The 19,817-nt window shown below is 73.2% G+C and carries 18 protein-coding genes; 10 read left to right on the top strand and 8 right to left on the bottom strand.

Annotation, left to right across the window (positions count from 1 at the left end):
- The first annotated feature begins 130 nt into the window (after nt 1-130).
- The gene (locus ACYVPE_RS10595) at nt 131-844 is read left to right on the top strand and encodes a lysophospholipid acyltransferase family protein (RefSeq protein WP_461033224.1); all 714 of its coding nucleotides are present in this window, start codon (nt 131-133) and stop codon (nt 842-844) included.
- A 58-nt stretch (nt 845-902) separates the two neighbouring features.
- On the opposite strand, the gene ACYVPE_RS10600 is transcribed toward ACYVPE_RS10595, so the two are convergent.
- From ACYVPE_RS10600 to ACYVPE_RS10610, 3 genes are read right to left on the bottom strand one after another with little or no spacing between them, the layout of a single operon-like run.
- Nucleotides 903-1,985, bottom strand: a complete 1,083-nt coding sequence (locus ACYVPE_RS10600) for a threonine aldolase family protein (RefSeq protein ID WP_461033225.1) — start codon at nt 1,983-1,985, stop codon at nt 903-905.
- Nucleotides 1,964-2,737, bottom strand: a complete 774-nt coding sequence (locus ACYVPE_RS10605; protein ID WP_461033226.1) for an SDR family NAD(P)-dependent oxidoreductase — start codon at nt 2,735-2,737, stop codon at nt 1,964-1,966. Before ACYVPE_RS10605 ends, ACYVPE_RS10600 begins: the two co-directional genes overlap by 22 nt.
- A 49-nt stretch (nt 2,738-2,786) precedes the next feature.
- Nucleotides 2,787-4,184, bottom strand: coding sequence for a DUF6421 family protein (locus tag ACYVPE_RS10610; protein WP_461033227.1), 1,398 nt, complete (start codon nt 4,182-4,184; stop codon nt 2,787-2,789).
- 145 nt (nt 4,185-4,329) lie between these two features.
- Here ACYVPE_RS10610 and ACYVPE_RS10615 point away from each other — a divergent pair, with 145 nt between their 5' ends.
- Nucleotides 4,330-5,013 carry a glycerophosphodiester phosphodiesterase gene (locus tag ACYVPE_RS10615; RefSeq protein ID WP_461033228.1) on the top strand — a complete coding sequence of 228 codons (684 nt, stop codon included), beginning with the start codon at nt 4,330-4,332 and terminating at the stop codon, nt 5,011-5,013.
- Here the strand turns inward: ACYVPE_RS10615 and ACYVPE_RS10620 are convergent.
- Complete coding sequence (locus ACYVPE_RS10620; protein WP_461033229.1) at nt 4,997-5,548, bottom strand: GNAT family N-acetyltransferase; 552 nt, start codon at nt 5,546-5,548, stop codon at nt 4,997-4,999. The two genes, ACYVPE_RS10615 and ACYVPE_RS10620, sit on opposite strands and share 17 nt — an antisense overlap.
- A gap of 109 nt (nt 5,549-5,657) precedes the next feature.
- Here ACYVPE_RS10620 and ACYVPE_RS10625 point away from each other — a divergent pair, with 109 nt between their 5' ends.
- The 3 genes from ACYVPE_RS10625 to ACYVPE_RS10635 all read left to right on the top strand — a co-directional run bounded on the left by ACYVPE_RS10625 (nt 5,658) and on the right by ACYVPE_RS10635 (nt 8,042).
- Nucleotides 5,658-6,197, top strand: a complete 540-nt coding sequence (locus ACYVPE_RS10625; RefSeq protein ID WP_461033230.1) for a DUF5134 domain-containing protein — start codon at nt 5,658-5,660, stop codon at nt 6,195-6,197.
- A gap of 52 nt (nt 6,198-6,249) precedes the next feature.
- On the top strand, nt 6,250-7,200 hold the full coding sequence (locus ACYVPE_RS10630; protein ID WP_461033231.1) for a M56 family metallopeptidase: 951 nt from the start codon (nt 6,250-6,252) through the stop codon (nt 7,198-7,200).
- Between the two features lie 188 nt (nt 7,201-7,388).
- Entirely contained in the window at nt 7,389-8,042 is a 654-nt protein-coding gene (locus ACYVPE_RS10635; RefSeq protein WP_461033232.1) for a TetR/AcrR family transcriptional regulator, read from the top strand.
- Here ACYVPE_RS10635 and ACYVPE_RS10640 read toward each other — a convergent pair.
- A complete protein-coding gene (locus ACYVPE_RS10640) occupies nt 8,033-9,508 on the bottom strand; it encodes an LVIVD repeat-containing protein (RefSeq protein ID WP_461033233.1) in 1,476 nt (491 codons plus the stop codon). The genes ACYVPE_RS10635 and ACYVPE_RS10640 overlap by 10 nt on opposite strands.
- Before the next feature lie 127 nt (nt 9,509-9,635).
- On the opposite strand from ACYVPE_RS10640, the gene ACYVPE_RS10645 reads away from it, so the two are divergent.
- Together ACYVPE_RS10645 and ACYVPE_RS10650 are read left to right on the top strand one after the other, a co-directional pair.
- The gene (locus ACYVPE_RS10645) at nt 9,636-10,304 is read left to right on the top strand and encodes a DUF305 domain-containing protein (RefSeq protein ID WP_461033234.1); all 669 of its coding nucleotides are present in this window, start codon (nt 9,636-9,638) and stop codon (nt 10,302-10,304) included.
- A gap of 122 nt (nt 10,305-10,426) precedes the next feature.
- Complete coding sequence (locus tag ACYVPE_RS10650; protein ID WP_461033235.1) at nt 10,427-11,782, top strand: FAD-dependent oxidoreductase; 1,356 nt, start codon at nt 10,427-10,429, stop codon at nt 11,780-11,782.
- 301 nt (nt 11,783-12,083) lie between these two features.
- On the opposite strand, the gene ACYVPE_RS10655 is transcribed toward ACYVPE_RS10650, so the two are convergent.
- On the bottom strand, nt 12,084-12,446 hold the full coding sequence (locus ACYVPE_RS10655; RefSeq protein ID WP_461033236.1) for an ArsR/SmtB family transcription factor: 363 nt from the start codon (nt 12,444-12,446) through the stop codon (nt 12,084-12,086).
- A gap of 260 nt (nt 12,447-12,706) precedes the next feature.
- Between ACYVPE_RS10655 and ACYVPE_RS10660 the strand changes: the two genes are divergently transcribed.
- From ACYVPE_RS10660 to ACYVPE_RS10670, 3 genes are all read left to right on the top strand, one after another.
- Complete coding sequence (locus tag ACYVPE_RS10660; RefSeq protein WP_461033237.1) at nt 12,707-13,384, top strand: uracil-DNA glycosylase; 678 nt, start codon at nt 12,707-12,709, stop codon at nt 13,382-13,384.
- Nucleotides 13,381-14,415 carry an N-acetylglucosamine kinase gene (locus ACYVPE_RS10665; protein ID WP_461033238.1) on the top strand — a complete coding sequence of 345 codons (1,035 nt, stop codon included), beginning with the start codon at nt 13,381-13,383 and terminating at the stop codon, nt 14,413-14,415. Before ACYVPE_RS10660 ends, ACYVPE_RS10665 begins: the two co-directional genes overlap by 4 nt.
- A 110-nt stretch (nt 14,416-14,525) precedes the next feature.
- Nucleotides 14,526-15,416: a sirohydrochlorin chelatase gene (locus tag ACYVPE_RS10670; RefSeq protein WP_461033239.1), complete on the top strand. Its 891-nt coding sequence runs from the start codon at nt 14,526-14,528 to the stop codon at nt 15,414-15,416.
- A gap of 152 nt (nt 15,417-15,568) precedes the next feature.
- Here ACYVPE_RS10670 and ACYVPE_RS10675 read toward each other — a convergent pair whose 3' ends face one another.
- Together ACYVPE_RS10675 and ACYVPE_RS10680 are read right to left on the bottom strand one after the other, a co-directional pair.
- Nucleotides 15,569-16,444 carry a hypothetical protein gene (locus ACYVPE_RS10675; protein ID WP_461033240.1) on the bottom strand — a complete coding sequence of 292 codons (876 nt, stop codon included), beginning with the start codon at nt 16,442-16,444 and terminating at the stop codon, nt 15,569-15,571.
- Between the two features lie 183 nt (nt 16,445-16,627).
- Complete coding sequence (locus tag ACYVPE_RS10680) at nt 16,628-19,621, bottom strand: family 16 glycoside hydrolase (RefSeq protein ID WP_461033241.1); 2,994 nt, start codon at nt 19,619-19,621, stop codon at nt 16,628-16,630.
- Nucleotides 19,622-19,817 lie beyond the last annotated feature (196 nt).

Raw genomic sequence — 19,817 nt, forward strand, 5'->3', positions numbered from 1 at the left:
CGGTTTCATTCCCGCCGTGCTGGCTCGACGACGCCGGAGGACTGGCGATTCTGCCGGCTTTGGGGCACCATTCGGCGTCGCCGCAAGTTACGCAGGCGTAGGTTCGAAGCACAGAAGAGGGGCCCTCCGCATGCCAGAGTTCGTTTACCCGCCGGTGATCGCCGCCGCGCGGACGATGTTCAAGGCGCTCGACCTGCGCTTCGACATCGCCGGTAGCGAGCATGTGCCGCGCACCGGCGGCGCCGTACTGGTGAGCAACCACATCGGGTACCTGGACTTCGTCTTCGCCGGGTTCGCGGCCCGACCGGCCAAGCGGCTGGTCCGCTTCATGGCCAAGGAGTCGGTCTTCAAGCACCGGGTGTCGGGTCCGCTGATGCGGGCCATGAAGCACATTCCGGTGGACCGGGCCCAGGGCGAGGCGTCCTTCCGGCACGCGCTGACGGCGTTGAAGGACGGCGAGATAGTCGGGGTGTTCCCCGAGGCGACCATCTCACCGTCCTTCACGCTGAAGAAGTTCAAGTCGGGGGCGGCGCGGATGGCCCAGCAGACCGGGGTGCCGATCCTCCCGGTCGCGCTGTGGGGCACGCAGCGGCTGTGGACCAAGGGCCGCAAGCGGGATCTGCGGCGCAACCACTTCCCGATCACCATCCGGATAGGCTCGCCGATGGCGGTGGATCCGGACGAACCCGCGGGCACGGTCTCCGACCGGGTGCGGGATCGCGTCCAGGAGCTCCTGGAGGCCGCGCAGCGCGCCTATCCGGCCACTCCGCGGAACGCGGAGGACACCTGGTGGCTCCCGGCGCACCTGGGCGGCACGGCCCCGCCGCCCGCGCACGCCGTCTAGGCACGAGGCTCGCGGGGTTCCGCGCCGGGTCGGCGCGGAACCCCGTTGGCCGGGTGCCCTAGCGGGCCATCTCCTCGCGCAGGGCGGTGACGAAGCCGTCGACGTCCTGCTCGGTGGTGTCGAAGGAGCACATCCACCGCACGTCGCCGGCCGCCTCGTCCCAGAAGTAGAAGCGGTAGCGCTTCTGGAGGCGCTCGCTCACGTCGTGCGGGAGCCTGGCGAACACGCCGTTGGACTCCACCGGGTGGAGGATCCGCACCCCGTCGACCGCGCGCACCCCGTCGGCGAGCCGGCGCGCCATGGCGTTGGCGTGGCGGGCGCCGCGCAGCCACAGGTCGCCGGCGAGCAGCGCCTCGAACTGCACGGAGACGAAGCGCATCTTGGCGGAGAGCTGCATGGAGAGCTTGCGCACGTGGCGCATCCGGCGGGCCACGTCGGGGGTGAGGAGCACGACGGCCTCGCCGAAGAGCATGCCGTTCTTGGTGCCGCCGAAGGAGAGCACGTCCACGCCGACGTCGGTGGTGAAGGCGCGCAGCGGCAGGTCGAGGGCGGCGGCCGCGTTGGCGATCCGGGCGCCGTCCAGGTGGACGGTCATGCCGCGCTCGTGCGCGAACTCGCAGATGGCGCGGATCTCGTCGGGCGTGTAGCGGGTGCCGAGCTCGGTGGTCTGGGTGAGGGAGACCACCTGCGGCATGGCACGGTGCTCGTCCTCGAAGCCGAACGCCTGCCGGGCGATGAGCTCGGGGGTGAGCTTGCCGTCCAGGGTGGGCACGGTCAGGAGCTTGAGGCCGCCGACCCGCTCGGGGGCGCCGCACTCGTCGGTGTGGATGTGGGCGGTGTCGCCGGTGATGACGGCGCCCCAGCGGTCGGTGAGCGCCTGGAGGGCGACGACGTTGGCGCCGGTGCCGTTGAAGACGGGGTAGACCTCGGCCGCCGGGCCGAGGTGGGCCCGGAAGACGCCCTGCAGGTGCTCGGTGTAGGCGTCGGCCCCGTAGGCGGGCTGGTGGCCGCCGTTGGCCAGGGCGAGTGCGGCCAGGATCTCCGGGTGGGCGCCGGAGTAGTTGTCGCTGGCGAAACCGCGGACGGCCGGGTCGTGGTGACGTGTCGCGTCGGTGGTGGTCAGGGCTGGGGAGTGAGCCACAGGCGGGTTCCGTTCACTTCCTCGGTGGGCTTGGACCAGAGCTGGCCGATCGACTCGGCCAGGTCCCGGACGTCCGTGAACCCGGCGAATCTGGCCTCCGGCCGCTCCGCGCGCATCGCGTCGTTGACGAGGGCCTTGACGACGACGATGCTCGCGGCGGCGGGCGGCGGGCCGCCGTCCGCGGTCTTGCGGAAGCCGTCGGCCAGGGCCAGGGTCCATGCCTCGGCCGCCGCCTTGGCGGCGGCGTAGGCGGCGTTGCCCGCGGTGGGGCGGGCCGCGCCGGCGGCGCTGACCAGCACGAAACGGCCGTTGCCGCCGCGGGCCAGCGGCGCCTCGAAGGCGAGCGAGGTGTGCTGGACGGTGCGCAGCAGCAGGTCGTGGAGGAGGTCCCAGTCGGCGAGGTCGGTCTCGGCGAAGGTGGCCGAGCCGCGCCAGCCGCCCACGAGGTGGACGAGCCCGTCGACTCGGCCGTAGTCCTTGAGGATCTTGGCGGCCCAGTCGCGGGTGGCCGCCAGGTGGAGCAGGTCGATGGTGTCGCCGATGACGGTGGCGCCACCGTGTGCGAAGCGGGCCGCGTCGACGCCGGCGGCCAGCCGTTGGGCGTCCGCGTCGGCGGCCACGACGGTCGCGCCGGCCTGGGCGAGGCGCAGCATGACGGCGTGGCCGGCGGCGCCGCCGGCGCCGGCGACCGCGACGACGGCGCCTTCGAGCGGGCCGCCGTTGCGGGGGCTCCCGGGAGTGGTGGTGCTCATGATGTTCGCCTCCTCGATGGGTCCATCATGCCCCGCCCCGGCCGCGGGCTCACGCCGCGCTGGCGGCGGGGGCGGCCGCGGTGATGCCCCGGGTGGACTCGACGACCTTCCTGAGCTTCCTGGCCAGTGCCTCGTAGAACAGGCTCAGCGGGAACTCGTCGGGGAGCACCTCGTCGACCAGCTTGCGGGGCGGGAGGCTGAGGTCGAGGGCGTCGGGCCCCTTGGCCCAGGTGGAGCCCGGGTGCGGGGCGAGGTGGCGGGAGACCAACTCGTACGCCTTGAACCAGTGCACCAGCTTGGGGCGGTCGATGCCCTGGCGGTAGAGGGTCTCGATCTCCTCGCGGAGCCGGGCGGTGACCTCGCGGGCGAGCGCCCAGTCGATGCTCAGCCGGTTGTCGGTCCAGCGGAGCGCGTCGTGCTGGTGCAGGTAGGCGAAGAGCAGCTGGCCGCCGAGGCCGTCGTAGTTGCGGACCCGGGCGCCGGTGACGGGGAAGCGGAAGAGCCGGTCGAGCAGCATGGCGTACTGGACGTCGCGGCCCTGCGGGTGGCCGTCGGCGGCGAGCCTGCCGGCCTCGTGGAAGGCGGTGAGGTCGCAGCGCAGCTCCTCGAGGCCGTACATCCAGAAGGGCTGGCGCTGCTTGATCATGAAGGGGTCGAACGGCAGGTCGCCGTGGCTGTGGGTGCGGTCGTGGATCATGTCCCAGAGGACGAACGTATGCTGGCAGCGCTCCTGGTCGGTGAGGAGTCCGGTCGCGTCCTCGGGCAGGCGCAGGCTGGTGACGTCGCATGCGGCGCCGACGACCCGGCGGAAGCGGGCCGCCTCGCGGTCGCAGAAGATGCCGCCCCAGGAGAAGCGCGCGGGTGCCTCGCGCACGGCGATGGTCTCGGGGAACAGCACGGCTGAGTTGGTGTCGTAGCCCGGGGTGAAGTCCTCGAAGGTGATGCCGAGGAACATCGGGTTGTCGAAGCGCTCCCGCTCCAGCCTGGCCAGCCAGTCGGGCCAGACGACGCGCAGGACCACGGCCTCCAGGTTGCGGTCGGGGTTGCCGTTCTGCGTGTACATCGGGAAGACCACCAGGTGCTGGCGCCCGTCGGCGCGGTCGGCGGCCGGGTGGAAGGCGAGCAGCGAGTCGAGGAAGTCGGGCACGCCGAAGCCGTCGTCCGCCCAGCGGCGGAGGTCGGCGACGAGGGCCTGGTGGTAGGCCGCGTCGTGCGGCAGCAGCGGGGCGAGCTCCTGGACGGCGGCGACGACGCGGTCGATCTCCCGGGTCAGCTGCGCGGGGGTGGGCGCGCCCTCGGCCGAGAAGTCCACCGAGCCGTCCTTGGACTGGGCGGGACGGACGGCCTCGACGGCCCGCTTCAGGGCGTGCCAGGCGGGCCTCGCGACCACCCGCTCGGGCTCGGCGGTGTCGCCCCCAGAGGTGAGGGACGCCAAAGTTTCCGTCATGACCCATCCTCCACAGCAGAAATTCTTGTACTAACACGGTATCCGCAGCGAATCCTTCGTTCAACCGGTGATCCGGGAAACGCCCGGCGTCGGCGCGTCGCCCGACGTTCGGGGCGCGGCAACCGGGGATGGCTAGGGTCGCGGCATGTCGCTACAGACCATCGGGCACCGCGGGCTCATGGGCGCGGAACCCGAGAACACCCTCCGTTCGTTCCGCCGCGCCGACCGGATGGCGCTCGATGCCATCGAGCTCGACCTGCACCTCAGCAGGGACGGGGAGTTGGTGGTGATCCACGACGCCTCGGTGGACCGCACCACCGACGGGAGCGGCGCCGTCAAGGACCTGACGCTCGCGGAGCTGCGGGGTCTTGACGCCGGGCTCGGCGAGCGCGTCCCGCTGTTCACCGAGGTGGTGGACGCGGTGGGGGCGCCGATTCAGGCGGAGATCAAGGACCAGGCGGCGGCCAGGGCGCTGGCTGCGGTGATCGTGGAACGCGGGCTCGGCGACCGGGTGACGGTGATCTCGTTCCACGCCGAGGCGCTGCGCGAGACCAGGGAGCTGCTGCCCGAGGTGGCGATCGGCCTGATCACGGGGCGGTCGACGGACACCGCCCCCGAGCGGGCGGTCGAGCTGGGTGCGCGGCTGGTGTCGTGCGAGTTCGCGAGGCTGTCCGCGGACGTGGTCGCGCGGTGCCGGGCGGCCGGGATCGGCGTCATCAGCTGGACGGTGAACACCCCGGCCGAGCTGGCCGTGGCGCGGGAGCTGGGGCTCGACGGCGTGGTGACCGACGAGCCGGAGATCGTGGCGGCGATCAGGTCAGGGGCTTGACCAGCAGCTCGAACGCCAGGTCGGACCGGCGGGGGATGCCGAAGCGCTCGTCGCCGTAGGGGAAGGGCGCCAGCCGCCCGGTGCGGGTGTAGCCGCGCCGCTCGTACCAGGCGATCAGCTCGTCGCGGGCCGAGATCACCCGCATCCGCATCTCGCGGGCGCCCCACTCGGCGGCGGCCCGGCGCTCGGCCTCGGCCAGCACCTGCCGGCCCACTCCCCCGCCCTGGAGCCCTGGACGAACCGCGAACATGCCGAAGTAGCCGGCGACCAGGCCCGAGGGGTCGACGCGGCGCTCCAGGTGGCAGCAGGCCACCAGGTCGTCGTCGCGCAGCACGGCGAGCAGCTGGCTGCCCGGGGCGGTGATGACGGCGCGCACGCCCTCGGGGTCGGTGCGCTGGCCGTCGAGCAGATCCGCCTCGGTGGTCCAGCCGGCCCGGCTCGCGTCGCCCCGGTAGGCCGATTCCACCAGCGCCACGAGCGCCGGTACGTCGGCCTCCCCGGCCGGGCGGAACTTGAGGTCCGTCTTCACCGTCACAGCCCCGCATCGTAGCGCGCGCCCGCGCACTCCCCCTCGCCCGGTGTGCGCCCCGGTACCCGGGCGCCGGGTGGGCAGCCTTCCGGACGGGCGGCGCGGGAGGTGGGCGATGCACGGGCCTGCGGTGGTGGGCTGGTTGGTGGTGGCGCTGTGCGGCCTGACCGGCGGCTACTGCCTGCTGCTCGCGCGGGCCGGCGGGGGCGGCGCCCGGCAGGCGATCGCGGCCGGGGCTGAGGGGGTGATGGGCCTCGGCATGGCGGCGATGGCGGTGCCGGTGGCGGCGCCGTGGCCGCCGGCGTTCCACGTCGCGTGCGCGGCGGTGGCGGTGTGCGGCGCCGCGCTGCTGGTGGCCGAGGGGACGCACCGGGGGCACCATCTCGTCGAGGCGCTGGCGATGTCGTACGCGGCGGTGGCGATGGCCGGCGCACCCGCGGCTCACGCCGGCCACCAGGCGCCGGCCGGACTTCCGGTGTTCACCGGGGTGTTGCTGGTCTACTTCGCCGGCTACGCGCTGCGCAGCGCGCCACGGCTGCTGCCGACCGGTGAGGTGGTGGCCGCGGCGGGGGCCGTCCGGCGGCCGCCCGAGGTGGCGGCGGCCTGCCGGCTGGCGCTCGCGGTGGCCATGGTGGCCATGCTCATCGGCCTGTGAACGTTGGCCCCGCGCCGTTCCCCGCCGGAGGGGTCGGTCCTACTCTGATGACATGGTGATCGCCATCACGTTGCTCGTGTTGGGCGGCCTCACCGCGGCGATGGCGCCGCGCGTGCTGGCCCGGGGTTCCTGGCCGGACCGGGAACCGGTGCTCGCGCTGTGGGTGTGGCAGTGCGTGGTCGTGGCGGTGTTGCTCTGCTGTGTGCTCGCCATGGCGCTGTCGGGCGCCGCGGCCTGGCACGAGGTGCGCGGCCAGCTGTTCGCGCCGGCGCCGACCCGGGTGGTGGACGCCTACGCGCTGCACGCCGCGGGCGAGCGGTGGCCGGCGGCCCTGGCGCTGCTGCTCGCCGGCGGCGGGGCCTGGACGGCGGTGATGTTGACCCGGGAGGTGCGCGCGGCCAGGGCGGAGCGGCGCCGCCGGCGCGTGGAGCTGCTGGCGCGCGCGCCGCGGCTGCCAGGTGAGGAGGACGAGGCGGTCGACCGGTTGATCGTGTGGGAGGACGCCCGCCCCGACGCCTGGGCCCTGCCGGGATCGGTGCCGCGGCTGGTGATCACCACGGGGGCGCTGCGGCGCCTGAACCGACGGCAGTTGGACGCGGTGTTGGCGCACGAGCAGGGGCACGCGCGGGCCAGGCACCACTGGTTGCTGCACTGCTCGGGGGCGCTGGCCAGGGGTTTCCCCGGGGTGCCGGTGTTCGCGGGCTTCCGGCAGCAGGTGCACCGGCTGGTCGAGCTGGCCGCGGACGACGTGGCCTCCCGCCGGTTCGGCCGGCTGACCACCGCCCTGGCGCTGGTCGGGCTCAACGAGGACCGGGGCGTCTTCGGCCGGGCGGCCGCGCGGCACGGGCTCGTGCGGCACCGGGTGCGCCGCCTGTTGCGGCCGGCCGAGCGGCTGTCCCCGCCGCGCCGGGCGCGGCTGACCGCCTACGCCACGCTGCTGCCGGCGGTGCCGCTGCTGGTGACGTTCGCGCCCGGGCTCTCGGCGCTGCTTCCCGCGGTCTGACAGCGGGTCACGGCGGGCCTCGGGGAGGCGTTCCGACGGTGAACCGGCCGGCGCCGGCACCGGTATCGGACGGTCCCCCGCGCCGTCCGATACCGGCATTGCCGCCGGGCGGGAATCCGCGGCGGAGGCGGATGTCTCCTGGCGCCAGCCGAGTATATTGGCCGTTAGCCAGTCATCGGGGGTCAAGCATGTCGCCTCGCCGCGCATCGGTCAATGCGGATATGCGCCGACGCTCCCGACAACGGCTGCTTCAGGCAACGGTCGAGCTGGTCTCGGAGCGCGGCTACGAGGCGACCACCCTGGGCGACATCGCGGATCGGGCCGGCGCGGCGCGCGGGCTGATCTCCTACTACTTCCCCGGCAAGCGCGAGCTGGTGCAGTCCGCCGTGCACCGCCTGATGCACCTCACGCTCGACGAGGCGCTGGGGCAGCAGCCGGTGCCGGCCGGCCCCCGGGCCGGCGACGAGCTGCTGGCCAGGGCGATCGACGCGATCCTCGGACTGGCCGGCGACCGGCCGGTGTTGATGCGGGCGCACATGGCCGGGCTGCTCCAGCACGGCGGGTTCGTCCACTGCGCCGAGCAGCGCCGCCTCGCGGCGCTGCTGCGGGAGGCCGTGGTCGCCCACGGTTCACCGGATCCCGACACCGACTATGCCATGCTGCGGGCGCTGTTGATGGGGGCGGTGGTGGCGCGGCTGCTGCCGGGTGCGCCGATGCCACCCGAGCGGTTGCGCGCCGAGTTGTTCGAACGGTACGGGCTGGCCTGGGAGTCGGGGGTCCCGCCGGGTGAACGACCGCCCGGCGGGACCCCGCCGAAACCCCGTCAGCTCACTCAGCGGTAGCTGGGCTGGGTCTGGACGTTGAGCTCCGACAGGCGGACGCGGGCGGCGCTGTCGGTGCGCCGGTCGTCGATCCGCAGGACGTCGAGGCCCTCCTGGTCGTTGGAGTAGATGTAGCCGTTGTAGTAGTAGGCGGACCAGGAGCCGCCGAAGGTCAGCACGTCCTCGGTGAGCGGGCCGCGCTCGAAGTAGCCGATCTCCCGCGGGTTCCGGGAGTCGGTGAAGTCCCAGATCGAGACGCCGCCCTGATACCAGGCCTGGACCATGATGTCGCGGCCGCGGGCCGGGATCAGCGAGCCGTTGTGCGCCACGCAGTTCTCGGTGGTGGCCTGCTCACGCGGCATCTTGTAGTAGTTCTGGAAGGACAGTTGGCGGTTGTCGCCACGGCCGGTGATGTGGTAGATGCCGTCGGCGCCGAGTTCGTCGCTGGTCGCGGGGGTGCACATCGCGCCGCCGCCACCGCCGAGTTCGTCGGTGAAGACCACCTTGGAGCCGTCCTGGCTGAAGGTGGCCGAGTGCCAGAAGGCGAAGTTCTCGGTGTCCTGGACCTGGTCGAGGACGCGTGGCCTGGCCGGGTCCGAGATGTCCATCAGGATGCCGTCGCCCATGCAGGCGCCGGCGGCCAGGTCGAGCCGCGGGTAGGCGGTGATGTCGTGGCAACCGGTGGTGGCGGAGCCGTCCGCGTCACCGGGGAAGCCGCCCTCGGGGAAGAGCACCTCGAAATTGGAGACCTCGGCGCGCTCGGGAGCGCCGCGCGGCACCCGGACGATGGAGATGCCGTCGTGCGGTGGCTGGCAGTCGGGGAAGGACGCGCTCGGCGAGTAGGAGGAGACGTAGACGTAGAGGTCGCGACCGTCGGGGACGAGGGTCTGGGTGTGCGAGCCACAGGAGGTCTCGACGGCGGCCACGTACTCCGGGTTCCGCTTGTCGCTGATGTCGAAGATCCGGATGCCCTCCCAGGACTCCTCGATCGTCGCCGACTGGCCGACGCTGTTGCAGGAGTCGTCGCTGCGCGAGGAGTCGACGGCGAGGATCAGCAGGTCGCCGCTGACGGCGACGTCGCCCTGACCGCCGGGGCAGAGCACCTGGCTGACGATCCTGGGCCGCTCCGGGCGGGAGATGTCGTAGACGACGAAGCCGTCGTAGTTGCCGGCGAAGGCGTACCGGCCCTGGAAGGCGATGTCGGAGTTGGTGCCCGCGAGCCCTGAGGCGTGCGGGACATGGGCCACCGGCGTGACGTTCGCGCTGTGCGCGATCTCGCCCACGCCCGGTATCTCGCCCTCGGCTATGGCCTCCCTGACCTCGGCGCGCTCGCTCCGCGAGACGTCGTCGCCGGGGACGGAGCCGTCGCCGGGGTCCGGAGTGGCCGACGCCGGGCCCGCCATGAAGAGCGTCGCCAGCAGGCCGGAGACGGCGGCGAGGATCCCCAGCCGTCTGCGTCGCACCGGGGGTGTGTGCAACGATGTCACGCGTCCTCCCTCGATTCCACGGGGTTCCGCTCGTGTCGGGCGGAACATGATCCCCTCAGTATCCGCCCGCACATGTACATATCAATATGGGTAATCAGACTGTCATCTGTGTACATGAGGAGGAACGTTGACGGAACGTCGGGGATCTCTGTTCGCCGCCCTGGCCGCCACGGCGGTCCTGGCCCTCGCGGCCGGCTGCACCGGCGACGCGGAGTCGACGGACGACGCCGACGGGGCATCGGTGATCGCCCCCGGTGCGCCCGGGGAACCAGCGCGGACCCTGTCGCCCGAGGAGGCCAGGGAGGTGGCGCGTGAGGGCGCGGAACCCAACGCCGCCGACTTCGACTTCATGCGCATGATGATCGGCCACCACGAGCAGGCGCTGGTGATGGCGGAGCTGGTCGACGAGCGGACGACCGACGACGCGGTGCGGCGGCTCGCGGAGCGCGTCACCGCGGCGCAGACCGGGGAGATCGCCGCGATGGAGGCCTGGCTGGCGCGCAACGCGGGCGCGGCCGCCGACGAGAACCGCGACGGTGCGGGCGACCACGGGGACCACGGGGCGAGCGAGATGCCGGGGATGGCCACCCCCGAGCAGCTGGAGTCCCTGGAGGGGGCGGAGGGCGCCGACTTCGACGGCCGCTTCCTGGAGCTGATGATCACCCACCACGAGGGCGCGGTGACCATGGCGACGGACGCGCTGACCACGGGGAACGACGGCCAGGCCCAGCAGTTGGCCAACGACGTGCTCGCGGAGCAGACCGTCGAGATCGGCCGGATGCGGGCCATGCTCTGACGCCGGGTCCCGACCCGACCGGCCCCCGACCGGCGTCGCGGCCGACGCACACCCCTCCCCTCCGACGCCCGCCGGTGTCATGCTGGAGAACCGTTCCGTCTCGGCGGCGGAAGGAGCCTGGCATGCTGCGTGTCGCGGTGGTCGGATCAGGACCGAGTGGCGTCTACACGGCGCAGTGCCTGGTCGACGGGACCGCGGCCGGCGCCGAGCCGCTCGCGGTGGACGTGCTGGACCGGCTGCCCTGCCCGTACGGCCTGGTGCGGTACGGGGTGGCGCCCGACCACGAGAAGATCAAGTCGCTCCAGGGCGGCCTGCGGCGGGTCCTCGAACACGGTCGGGTCCGCTTCGTCGGCAACGTGCGGGTGGGCGACGACGGGGTGCCGACCGAGCGGCTGCGCGAGCTGTACCACGCGGTCGTCTACTGCGTGGGGGCGGCGCGGGACCGGCGGCTCGGGATACCGGGCGAGGACCTGGCGGGCAGCTGGTCGGCGACCGACTTCGTCTCCTGGTACAGCGGTCATCCCGACGTCGCCGTCCGGGACTTCGGCCTCGGCGCGCGCGCCGCGGTGGTGATCGGGGTGGGCAACGTCGCGGTGGACGTGGCCCGGATCCTGGCGCGCGGCGCCGACGAGCTCAGGGGCACGGACATCCCCCAGACGCCGCTCGACGCCCTGACGGCCAGCGGCGTGCGCGAGGTGCACATGGTGGGCAGGCGCGGTCCCGCGCAGGCCAAGTTCACCACCAAGGAGCTGCGGGAGCTGGGCGGGCTCCCGGGCGCGCGGGTGACCGTGCGGGAGGCCGAACTGGCGGCGGATCCCGGCTACGGGGACCCCACGGGGCTGCCGGCCGTCGCGCGGCGCAACGTCGCCGCGCTGCGCGACCTCGCCGGCCGCCCCGCGAACGGCCAGGGGCGCCGGATCCGGCTCAGGTTCTTCCTGCGCCCGGTGGAGATCCTCGGCGACCCGGCCGGCGCGGTGCGCGCCGTGCGGTTCGAGCGGACCGCGCCCGACGGGGCGGGCGGGGTGGTGGGCACCGGCGAACCGGTGGACATCGAGGCGGGGTTGGTGCTGCGGTCGGTCGGCTACCGGGGCGTGCCGCTGCCCGGGCTGCCCTTCGATCCGGCCGGCGGCACGGTGCCGCACGCCGCGGGCCGGGTGCTGCGGGACGGCGCGCCGCTGCCCGGGGCGTACGTGGCGGGATGGATCAAGCGCGGGCCGACGGGGGTGATCGGCAGCAACCGGTCCTGCGCGAAGGAGACCGCGGCCGCGGTGCTCGCCGACCTGCCGGCCCTGGCGGCCCGGGAGGTGGCGGCCGGCGACCCGGTGGCCGGCCTGCGTGCCGCGGGCTGCGAACCGGTGGAGTGGCCGGGCTGGTTGGGCATCGAGGCGGCCGAGGCCGAGCTGGGCAGGTCGCTGTCGCGCGGGACCGTGAAGATCGCCGACTGGGCAGGGCTGCTGACCGCGGCGCGCGGCGGGTAGGGCCTGTCTTTTGGATCTTCGTGGATCAGGCCTTGGCTCCCCCAGGCCTGGCGGCCTGGGTGGGGGTGCCCCCTGCACGGAGTGCTTGGGGGAGTGCCCCCACTCGCTTCGCGCAAGGCGCCCCACGCGGCGGAGCCGCACATCGACCGCAGCGCAGCTCATACTCGTCCGTATTCGCGCGATTCGGTAACGAAGCGAGGTGCCGTGTCTGGGGGCACCTCCCAGGCCGCCAGGCCTGGGGGAGTCGCGGCCCCACGAAGATCCGGAAGACAGGCCCCAGTTCGGCCGCCCGGTGCGGCGGCTACCCGGCGACCGGCTGCGGGTGCCCGTGGCGGGCGGCGGCGAGGACGGCGTCGAGCAGGCCGGGGAACCGGGCGTCGAGGTCGGCCCTACGCAGCGCGTTCATCTTGGCGGTGCCGCGGTAGACCTGCCGGATCACGCCGCTCTCGCGCAGCACCCGGAAGTGGTGGGTACTGGTGGACTTGCTGACCGGCACGTCGAAGACGGAGCAGGCGAGCTCCTCGTCCCCCACGGCGAGCCGGCTGACCACCGCGAGCCGCACCGGGTCGGACAACGCGTGCAGCACCTCCTCGAGGCGGATCTGCTGGCGCCCCGGGTGCGGTAGGTCGCGGCCGGCGGCGGCGCCTGGCGTGCTCGGGCTCATGCGGCCAAGTGTACGAGAGGCGTCCGGGCGCCCGTGCCGGCGGACGACGTGACCCCCCGGATCCGGACGACCGGCGAGCGGTTCCGCCGTCCCCGCGAACACGCACTGTCAGTGGTCTGGTACACACTGGCCTGGTCCGACGACGGAGGTCGGACCGGGGACCCCGGCCGGGGATCGCCGTGGACACGAGGGGCCGTGGGGGTGTCCGGAATCCCGGATCGGGAGACCGGAGCCAGGCGGGGCCAGTAGGGTGACGGACCGTGGCAGCACGACCATTGAACGAGATCATCGAGCCCGGTTGGGCCGAGGCCCTGGCCCCGGTGGCCGACCGGATCGCCGCCATGGGCGACTTCCTGCGCGGCGAGATCGCCGCCGGGCGCACCTATCTGCCGGCCGGGCCCAACGTCCTGAGAGCCTTTCAGCAGCCCTTCGCCGAGGTGCGGGTGCTGATCGTCGGTCAGGATCCCTATCCCACGCCGGGCCACGCGGTGGGCCTCAGCTTCTCGGTCGCCCCCGACGTGCGCCCGTTGCCCGGTTCGCTGGAGAACATCTACCGGGAGCTCAACACCGACCTGGGGCTGCCCAGGCCGTCCACCGGCGATCTGACGCCGTGGACCGACCAGGGCGTGCTGCTGCTGAACCGGGCGCTGACGACGGCCCCGCGCCGGCCTGGCGCCCACCGCGGCAAGGGCTGGGAGGAGGTCACCGAGCAGGCCATCAAGGCGCTGGCGGCCCGCGGCAAACCGCTGGTGGCGATCCTCTGGGGGCGCGACGCGCGCAACGCCAGGCCGCTGCTCGGCCCGGTGCCGACCGTGGAGTCGGCGCACCCCTCCCCCATGTCGGCCGACCGTGGCTTCTTCGGCTCCCGCCCCTTCAGCCGGGCCAACACGCTGCTCGAGGAGCAGGGCGCGGCGCCGGTCGACTGGAAGCTGCCGTGACCGACGGCCCCGCGGGCGAGCCCCGGTTCGTGCTCGGGGTGGACTCCGGCGGCTCGGGGCTCCGCGTGGCGCTGGCCAGGGTGGCGGCTTCGGGGCCGCCCGAGCCGTGCGGCTCGGTGGCGTCGGGCGAGCCGGTGCCGACCGGGAGCGCGGGCATCGACGCCGAGTGGCTGATCGCCCGGCTGCTGCCCGCCGCGCGGGAGTTGCTGGCCAAGGCGGACGGCACCCGGGTGGTGGCCGTCTGTGTGGGCGCCGCCGGCATGATCTCCCTGGGCGAGCGGCTGCGCGCCGAACTGCCAGGGGCCCTGGCCGACGGTCTCGGGGCGCGCCGCACCGCGCTCGCGGCCGACGTGGTGACGGGTTACGTGGGAGCGCTCGGCGAGCACCCGGGCGCCGTGGTGGCCGCCGGCACCGGCCTGATCGCCCTCGGTCTCGACGGGAGCGGCTGGCGCCGGGCCGACGGCTGGGGCCATCTGCTGGGCGACTGCGGGGGCGGCTCCTGGATCGGCCGAGCCGGTCTCGAGGCGGCGCTGCGCGCCCACGACGGGCGCGCGGGTGGCTCTGCGGCCCTGCTGGCCAGGGCCGAGGCGGTGTTCGGCCCGGCCGCCGGGCTGCCGCTTCTGGTGTATCCGCGGTCCGACCGGCCGGCGTGGCTGGCCTCGTTCGCGCCCGAGGTCGCCAGGTGCGCGGCCGCCGAGCCGGCGGATCCCGTCGCGGCGGGGATCCTCCGGGAGGCGGCGCGGGAGATCGCGCGCACCGCCGCCGCCGTCTGCCCGCCGGGCCCGGCGGCCCGGGTGGCTCTCACCGGCGGCCTCCTGCGCCTCGGCGAGCCGTTGCTGCTCCCGCTCCGGGAGGAGCTGGCCGCCCGGCTGCCCGACGCCACGATCGTGCCGGCCCAGGGCGATCCGCTGGAGGGCGCACTGTCGGTCGCCGCGCGCGCCGCCCGGGGATCGCTCGGGCTGCCGACCGCACCCGGGCTGCTGTCCCTGCACGACGCCTCGGAGGCTGGTGGCCCGGCACACGAGCGGTAACGCGTCGACCTCGGAGGCTCACACCGACGCGCGGGACAAAACGGGATGGAAGGTGACCGGATCCCCCCGGGCGAACTGCCAACCACATCAAGGCATTAACATGCGGCGACATGAGCTCCCCCACTGGGCCGGGATCCGGCCTCCCCGTACGAATGCCACGTCCACGTCAGCCAGGACGGCACCGCCGCCCCGAGCCGGTGTCGGCGCCCGACGGCGCGCCGACGCTGGTGCTCGCCGTGCCCGGCTCGCCCTCGTCGGCCAGCCTCTCCGTCGCCGAGGAGGTCGTGAGCATCGCGCGCTCCGAGCTGCCCGGGCTCGACGCGCGGATCGGCTTCTCCGAGGGCCAGCACGAGGAGTTCCCGTCCCTGCAGCAGGTGTTGGCGGGGATCGTGGAAGAGGCGGGCGGCGACCTGGACGACGCGGAACGGCCCTCGCCTGTCGTGGTCCCGCTGCTGGCCAGCCCCGACAGCTCCCATCTGCGGGTCATACGGCAGGCGGTGCTGAGCAGCGGCTCCGGCGCGGGGCTCACCGACGTCCTCGGCCCGCACCCGCTGCTCGCCGAGGCCGTGCACGTGCGGCTCTCCGAGGCGGGCCTCGCGCGCGCCGACCGGGCCAGGCTGTTCACGGTCGCCACGGCGGCCGACGGCATCGTGCTCGCGACGGTGGGCGGCGACGAGGCGGTGCAGGCGGCGGGCATCACCGGGATGCTGCTGTCCGCGCGGCTGGCCGTGCCGGTGCTGGCCGCGGCCCTCGACGAGGACGGCGCGGTGGCGGACACCGCGGCCAAGCTCACCGACGCCGGCTCCCAGCAACTCGCCCTCGCGCCCTGCCTGATCGGCCCGGAGATCCCCGATGGCCTGCTGGAGGCCGCGGCCGACGAGGCCGGCTGCGCGGCCGCCGAGCCGCTCGGCGCGTATCCGGCGGTGGGCAGGCTGGTGCTCTCCGCCTACATGACCGAGGTGGGCATCGCGCCGCAGCGCCCCGGCTCCCCCGTCGGCTGAGCGGGCGGCGGCCGGGAGAACGCCCGCCGGCCGACTGAGGTTTCGGGCCCGAGGCGCCCACACGGTCGAGCTCACCGTGTGCGGCACCTCGGGCTCAGGCGTGCCCGGCGTCGATCGCCGAGAAGGCCTGCGGTCGGCGGTCGGCGGTCGGCTCAACCGCGGGTGAACCGGTACGTCATGCTGTCCGTCAGGACGCAGAAGCCCGGCGACATCACGATCACCCGCAGGGTGCCGGTGCGGCGGTCGTAGTCGACGCCCTGGGTCTCGAAGGCGCCGGAGCAGCCGCTGCGCAGCGGGAGTTGGCGGAGCGCCGTGACGTGCCCCGACACGTCGGCCGCGCCGCTCGGCGGCCCTGACAGGTCGATCCCGAGCAGCGGCTTGGTGATGCCGAACAGGCTGCCCTCCGGGTCGTCCGACGAGCACAGCAGCGTGGTGGGGCCGGAGAAGTCGCAGCCCTGGACGTCGCGCACCGGGTGGTCGAGGTCGACGGTGGTGACCCACGGGAGGTCGGCCGACGGCGAGGTGTCCGGGTTGACGCCGGGGGTGGGGAAGACCAGCAGCCGGTTCATGGTGCCGTACTCCCCGGCCAGCATCCACTGGCCGTCGGGCGTGACGGCGACCCAGGAGTTGTTCAGCGCCTCGCCGGGGCGGAGGGTGTGCGTGTACTCCGACCAGCCCCCGCCCGGCGCCTGTACCCGGAACATCTTGGTGTCACCGGAGTCCCGCTGGTACGGCTCTATGTAGTGGCCGTCGTAGGAGGCGTCGGGGTCGCCGACGTGGTTCCAGCCGCGGAAGCGGAGGTCGGCGGGGATGGTGCCGATCCCGGTGTAGCGGTTGGGGCTGTTGGCCGGGACCTCGACGGAGGCCAGGCCCTGACTCTCGGTCAGCGGGTCGGCGCGGTCCGAGCCGACCTCGTTCCAGGTGTCGGCGGCCGCGGCGGGCGGCGCGGTGGCCAGGGCGGCCGCGGCCGTGAGGGCGAGCAGGCCGGATGTCGCCAGCCGGCGACGGAGCCGGGTGCGCAGGTGCATGGGGGTCCGCTCCTCGGTGGGGGTGGGGGACGCGCTCGGCGGACAGTATGGCCGAGCCCCCGCCCCTGGTACAGACCATTGCCTCCCGGTGCCGGGAGGGCGGACACGACCTGCGGGTGTCCGCCCTCCCGTTCCTCACGACCCGGCCAGCTCCTCACACCCCGGCCCCGCTCCGTGCGGACCTCACAGGTCCATGACCCGCACGTCGCGGAACCAGACGTCGGAACCGGTGTGGTGGTTCTGCAGGCCGACCCGCCCCGAGGCGAGGTCCCGGTCGGGGTCGGCGCCCTCGGTGTCGAAGTCGTTGATCAGCACGTCGTTGAGGTAGACCCGGACGTTCAGGTCCTCGACCACGATCTCGTACGTGTTCCACTCGCCTGGCGGGTTCAGCGCGGCGTCCCGGGCGGCGATGTCGGCGCCCTGGAAGTTGTAGATCGCGCCCGTGGTGCGCTCCGGCTCGTCCGTGGCGTCGATCTGCACCTCGAAGCCCTGGTTGCGCGCCTCGGGGTCGCCCTCGGGATCCGGGACGCCGATGTGCACGCCCGAGTTGTCGTCCCCGGCCATCTTCCAGTCCAACTTCAGCCGGTAGTCGGTGAGTTCGTCGGGATGGGTGATGAGCCCCAGGCCGCCGACGGACCGCATCGTGCAGTCGGCCTGGAGGATGAAGCCGCCGGGACCGGCCGTCTCCCACTCGGCGAAACTCTCCTCGGTGCCGTCGAACAACGCGCGGTAGCCCTCGCCCGGATCGGCCGGGGCGCAGGGCTCCTGCTGGACGCGCAGGTGGTCCCAGTTCACATGGCGGTCGTCGTCCTCGCCGGCGGAGACCGTGATGGTGTTCGCCCCCGCCTCGAGTGGGAGCTGCTCGACGTGGTCGGCCCAGGTCTGCCAGGTCCCGGTCGTCTCGACCGCGATCTGTCCCAGGTCCTCGCCGTTGACGTCGAGCGAGATGGTCTTGGTGCCGACGTACGGGTTGGGACCGTTGGAGTACCGGAAGGTCACCGGGTAGGTCCCGGCCTCGTCGACCGACACGTTCCAGGTCAGTTCGGCGCCGATGTTGTCGAAACCGTCGACGTAGCCGTCGCCTGTGTGGTTGCCGTGCTCGTCGTCGAGGTCGGCCCGACCGCGCAGTTCCCCGTCCTCGGCCTCGTACATGCCGAGTTCGTTGGGCGGCTCGACGTAGTCGGGGATGTTGTGGACGGTGTACCAGGCCTCGGTGCTCCACAGCGCGGTGCCGTCGGCGGACTCGAACGGGCGTGGCGAACGCACGTGCACGACCCGGTCCTCGCGCAGCCCCGGGATGTCCAGGCTCACCGTGCGCCCGTCGTCGGACACCGAGGCGTCGGCGACGGACAGGACCTCCTCGTGCTGCTTCTCGCCGCCGTACTGGGAGGTGGGCGTGTACGTCCACTGCTCCACCTCGTACCGCTCGACGGCGTTCTCGACCACGTCGGCGGAGACCGGCTTGGTGTAGGTGAGGTCGAAGCCGGTCTCGGTGATCTCCATCGACAGGATGTCCATGGCGTCCTCGGAGGTGGGCGTCAGCTTCTGGAGGCCGTAGGTGAGCTTGCCGGGCTGCTGCCAGTTGCCGCCACCGCCGATGCCACCGACGTAGAACGAGCCGTCCGGGCCGATGGCGAGGCGGCTGACGCCGGACTCCAGACCCTGGGTCATCCGGAAGACCGCGCCCTGCCGCCGGCCGTCGACCTCCTCGAGGAACGCCCGCTGGATGCCGCCGTAGGTGACGTCGCCGAAGACCGTCTGCCCCTCGAACACGCCCTCCTCGACCTGCACCGGATTGGTCGGCGAGTTCGCTATCTCGCCGTGGGGCAGCCACAGCACCGGCTCGGTGACCGGCTGGTCGTCGAACGGGCCCGGCGGGGTCGTGTAGTGGTTGTAGAAGGCGCCCGGCTCGATCTCGAGCAGCTTCGACGACGGCAGCCAGTCCCCCTGGTTGTCCGTCACGAAGACCTCGCCCTCTGGGCCCCAGCCGATCCCGTTCGGGGTACGCAACCCACCGGCGACGTACTCCAGTTCGCCGGTCTCCTTGTCGATCCGCACCGAGGTGCCGCGGTTCTCGACGTGCTGGGGCACCGTGGTTCTGCCGCCCGGGGTGATGGCCACCGACAGGTTCAGGTAGTAGTAGTCGTCGTCGGCCAGGAGGCCGAACCCGAACTCGTGGTAGGTGCCGCCGCTCGGCCAGCTGGCGATGGCCGCCTTGTCCTCGTAGAAGCCGTCGCCGTCGGCGTCGATCAGCCTGCTGAGCTGATGCTTCTCGGCGACGATGACCTCGCCGTCCTCCACGAGCACGCCCTGCGGCTCGTTCATGTCCGTCGCGACGACCTCGGTGGTGATGTCCGCGGGGTCGGCGTCCTCCCCGACGGTGCCGTCCACGATCTCCACGGCGCCGTCGAAGCTCTCCCGGCCGGCCCAGGTGGTGATGACCATGCGGCCGTCGTCGAACCAGTCCATGCCAGTGACCTTCGGCTCGTAGCCCTCGGGCCGCAGGTCGGTCAGCATGTAGTCGGGGTGGACCCCGGCCAGCGGCGCCCCGTCCCCGGGGCTGGCGTTGACGTCCGCGCAGCTCTTGACCCCGGGCGAGGTGACCCTGGTGACACCGGCGTCGGTGGTCAGCACCGACTCCGGCACGAGTACGAACGCGTCCTCCCCCGGTGGCTGCCACTCCAGGCGCAGCGCCTTGCCGTAGGCGCCCTGGAAGTAGTCGATGCGCAGGGCGTGCGCGCCGGCGGTCAGTTCGGCCCGGCCGTCGGCCGACGTCGGAGGCTGCCGTTGGTCGTTCGCGATGATCTCCTCGCCGTCGAGGTACAGCCGGGAGCCGTCGTCGCTGGTGACCCGGAAGTCGTAGCCGCCGTCCTCGGGAACGTGGATGTTCGCGATCACGTGCCCCATGAAGTTGTTCGCGATCCCGCCGAAGTCCGCGTCCGACTCCCAGTCGACGGTGGGTCGCAGAACATCGATGTTCGGGGTCTGCCCCTCGGTCAGGACGCAGATCCGCTCCGGCTCGAATCCGACGTCGAAAGCCCGGAGCGTGACACCGGGTTCCTGGGGCGGCAGGTCGTCGTCGGAGGCGGCGTTGGCCGAGGTCACCGGCAGGAATACCGCGGCGACCAGGGCGACCCCCAGGGCTAGTGTTGGATGGCGACGTGGCCTCACACGCATGAACTGACTCCTTTACACGGCTCGGGGAGCTAGGGATCGTCAGGCGTTCTGTCAGTCGTCGGGATCGGCTCGGAGACGGATTCGATGAACGCGCGGATCTCCGTGAATGTCGCGGGCTGCCACCTGGGCTGATTCCTGTGAATCGCCGGCCGGATGGGAAGGGTAAGCGCTTCCCATCCCGGGGAAGCTAGGGATT

The organism is Streptomyces mayteni, from assembly GCF_054783955.1.

Bases quoted from the DNA above. Each gene is read 5' to 3' on its own strand.
- ACYVPE_RS10605 (WP_461033226.1), bottom strand. From the start codon at position 2,737: ATGAGCACCACCACTCCCGGGAGCCCCCGCAACGGCGGCCCGCTCGAA.
- ACYVPE_RS10675 (WP_461033240.1), bottom strand. From the start codon at position 16,444: ATGCACCTGCGCACCCGGCTCCGTCGCCGGCTGGCGACATCCGGCCTG.
- ACYVPE_RS10595 (WP_461033224.1), top strand. From the start codon at position 131: ATGCCAGAGTTCGTTTACCCGCCGGTGATCGCCGCCGCGCGGACGATG.
- ACYVPE_RS10630 (WP_461033231.1), top strand. From the start codon at position 6,250: ATGGTGATCGCCATCACGTTGCTCGTGTTGGGCGGCCTCACCGCGGCG.
- ACYVPE_RS10680 (WP_461033241.1), bottom strand. From the start codon at position 19,621: ATGCGTGTGAGGCCACGTCGCCATCCAACACTAGCCCTGGGGGTCGCC.
- ACYVPE_RS10615 (WP_461033228.1), top strand. From the start codon at position 4,330: ATGTCGCTACAGACCATCGGGCACCGCGGGCTCATGGGCGCGGAACCC.
- ACYVPE_RS10650 (WP_461033235.1), top strand. From the start codon at position 10,427: ATGCTGCGTGTCGCGGTGGTCGGATCAGGACCGAGTGGCGTCTACACG.
- ACYVPE_RS10610 (WP_461033227.1), bottom strand. From the start codon at position 4,184: ATGACGGAAACTTTGGCGTCCCTCACCTCTGGGGGCGACACCGCCGAG.
- ACYVPE_RS10670 (WP_461033239.1), top strand. From the start codon at position 14,526: ATGAGCTCCCCCACTGGGCCGGGATCCGGCCTCCCCGTACGAATGCCA.
- ACYVPE_RS10625 (WP_461033230.1), top strand. From the start codon at position 5,658: ATGCACGGGCCTGCGGTGGTGGGCTGGTTGGTGGTGGCGCTGTGCGGC.
- ACYVPE_RS10655 (WP_461033236.1), bottom strand. From the start codon at position 12,446: ATGAGCCCGAGCACGCCAGGCGCCGCCGCCGGCCGCGACCTACCGCAC.
- ACYVPE_RS10635 (WP_461033232.1), top strand. From the start codon at position 7,389: ATGTCGCCTCGCCGCGCATCGGTCAATGCGGATATGCGCCGACGCTCC.